This window comes from Deltaproteobacteria bacterium (assembly GCA_016234845.1).
Lineage (GTDB): Bacteria > Desulfobacterota > Deferrimicrobia > Deferrimicrobiales > Deferrimicrobiaceae > JACRNP01.
The window spans coordinates 1-2,886 of record JACRNP010000139.1; the positions used below are offsets into that span (position 1 = coordinate 1).

The 2,886-nt window shown below is 67.4% G+C and carries 2 protein-coding genes; both read left to right on the top strand.

Annotated elements, in window-relative coordinates; translation table 11 throughout:
- Positions 1–347 precede the first annotated feature (347 nt).
- Positions 348–1,745, top strand: a complete 1,398-nt coding sequence (locus HZB86_09710; protein ID MBI5905805.1) for a DEAD/DEAH box helicase — start codon at positions 348–350, stop codon at positions 1,743–1,745.
- A 71-nt stretch (positions 1,746–1,816) separates the two neighbouring features.
- On the top strand, positions 1,817–2,886 hold a 1,070-nt coding region (locus tag HZB86_09715; GenBank protein ID MBI5905806.1), incomplete at its 3' end, for an ABC-F family ATP-binding cassette domain-containing protein.

Here is a 2,886-nt window from a genome sequence, read left to right on the forward strand (position 1 = left end):
TATTAATCGTAAACCGTAACGGAATCGCTTACTTGGTTGTATTCTTCCCCCCGCGGGACCGGGTTGAATATCGAAGAATCACTATATTTCGCGAAGCGGTATCGGAAATATTCGATATCCGGACGAACATCTTCGCTTGCGATCCTGTCCCTTTGGTGGTACATTGCCGTCAGTTCAAATACTCCGAGACGCAATCCTCTCCCAAAGGGTCCTTTCGAAGGAGCAGGTCCGCACCCCGCCGGACTATCCCGCTTCTCCCGAGATTTCACCACGCGGAAGATCGGACGGGTCATACACCCGCCCACCGGCTTGTGCTTGGTGAAAAAACCGAAGGAGAAGTGAAGCTTATGCAGGAACAGAACCGGCAGGAACAGAAGACAACGGAAGCAACCGCGTCGTTCGAAACGTTCGGGCTGCGCCCCGAGATCCTCCGCGCCGTCGTGGCGATGAAGTACGCAACGCCCACCCCCATCCAGGAAAAGGCGATCCCGCTCGTGCTCGGGGGGAAGGATCTCCTCGGCTGCGCCCAGACCGGCACCGGCAAGACGGCCGCCTTCGCGCTGCCCATCCTCCACCGGCTCCAGGGGACTCCCTGGAGGGGAAGCGGACGGCGTCCCATCCGCGTCCTCGTGCTGACGCCGACGCGCGAGCTGGCCTCGCAGATCGCCGCGAGCTTCGGATCGTACGGCAGGCACACGGGGCTCACGAACGCCGTCGTCTTCGGCGGCGTCAACCAGGGACCGCAGGCGCAGGCCCTCCGGCGGGGGATCGACATCCTCGTGGCCACCCCCGGCAGGCTGCTCGACCTCATGACGCAGGGGCTGGTCGACCTGAGGAGCGTCGAGACCTTCGTGCTGGACGAGGCCGACCGGATGCTCGACATGGGCTTCATCCAGGACATCCGGCGGGTCATCGACCGGCTCCCCGCGAAGCGGCAGACCCTCTTCTTCTCGGCGACGATGCCGGGGGAGATCCGCGGGCTCGCCGACACCATCCTCCGCGACCCGGTCCGGGTGGCCGTGACCCCCGTGGCGACTCCGGCCGAGGCCGTGACGCAGCGGGTCCACTTCGTGGAGAAGCACGAGAAGATCGAGCTGCTGAAGCACCTCCTGGACGACCCCTCCGTCAAGAACGCGCTGGTCTTCACGCGGACCAAGCACGGCGCCGACGGGGTCACGAAGCAGCTCGAGCGCGGCAGGGTCCGCGCGGAGGCGATCCACGGGAACAAGTCGCAGAACGCCCGCGAGAAGGCCCTCCGGAGCTTCAAGCAGGGGTCGACGAGGGTGCTCGTGGCGACCGACATCGCCGCCCGGGGGCTCGACATCGTCGACCTGTCCCACGTGATCAACTTCGACCTTCCCAACGAGCCGGAGAGCTACGTCCACCGGATCGGCCGCACGGGCAGGGCCGGCGCCTCGGGCACCGCCCTGTCGTTCTGCTCCTTCGACGAGCGCCCCTTCCTCGCCGGGATCGAGCGGCTCATCCGGAAGCATCTCCCGGTGGCGGAGGACCATCCGTTCCGCTCCGGCCACAAGCCGGGGCCTCCGACCGACCTCGACCCGCGGCGCGCGCACGGCGTGCCGGCGATGTCCCTCGTCCATCCCGACCAACCTTCCACCCGCGGCGGGCTCGATGGCCCCGGCGGCCGCCAGGGCCGCTCTCGCCGCGACGCGAAGTGGAACCCGGGTTTCGGGGGAGGCAGGCCGGGCTACCGTGGTGGAGAGCACCGCCGCTCGGCGCGGTAGGGAAAGCCGCTGTCATTCGAAGGCCAAAGCGGTTTCACCGCCGCTTTGGCCTTCTCTTATAATGGATCCCGATGCTGACCGTCTCCGGCCTTTCCAAATCGTTCGGCAGACAGACCCTGTTCGAGGGCGCCTCGTTCCAGGTGGCTCCCGGCGAGCGGGTGGGGCTGGTCGGCCGCAACGGGTCGGGGAAGTCCACCCTGCTCCGGATCCTCCTCGGCGAGGAGGGCCGTGACGAAGGGGAGGTGACGGTTCCCGCCGGGTACCGGATCGGACACCTGTCCCAGCACATCGCGTTCCGCGCCGAGACGGCGCTTTCGGAGGCGGCGTCCGCGCTCCCGCCCCGCGAGGACGGTACGGACGAAACGTACCGGGCGAAAGCCGTCCTGGCGGGGCTTGGATTTTCCGAATCCGACTTCCTTCGCCCTCCGGGGGAGCTCTCCGGGGGGTTCCAGGTCCGGCTCAACCTCGCGCGGGTGCTCCTTTCCGGCGCCGACCTCCTCCTGCTCGACGAGCCGACCAACTACCTCGACATCGTCTCCGTCCGCTGGCTTACGCGGTTCCTTTGCGGATGGAGGGGTGCGCTCCTGCTCGTCACCCACGACCGCGGCTTCATGGACGGCGTCACGACCCACACGATGGCGATCCACCGCGGCCGGGTGCGCAAGATGGCCGGCGGGACGGAAAAGCTCTACGCGCAGATCCTCCAGGAGGAGGAGATCCACGAGCAGACCCGAAGGAACGACGAGAAGAAGCGGAAGGAAGCCGAGGTCTTCATCGCGCGGTTCCGCGCGCAGGCCACCAAGGCGCGGGCCGTGCAATCGCGCATCAAGGCCCTGGCCCGCCACGAGCGCCTCACGAAGCTCCAGGATCTCCGCGACCTCGACTTCCGGTTCACCGAGGCGCCGTTCGCCGGGAAGTGGATGATGGAGGCGCGGGAGCTGTCGTTCGGGTACGAGCCGGGCAGGCCGCTGATCGAGGGGCTGTCGTTCCCGGTGGCCCGGGGGGAGCGGATCGCGGTCGTGGGGCCCAACGGCCGGGGGAAGACCACGCTGCTGCGGCTTCTCGCGGGGGAGCTTTCGCCGTCTTCCGGCATCGTCCGTCCGGCCGTGAACCTCAAGGTCGGTTACTTCGGCCAGACGAA

What these genes read in the sequence shown, in the direction of transcription:
- HZB86_09710 (MBI5905805.1), top strand. Translation starts at nt 348, where the DNA reads ATGCAGGAACAGAACCGGCAGGAACAGAAGACAACGGAAGCAACCGCG.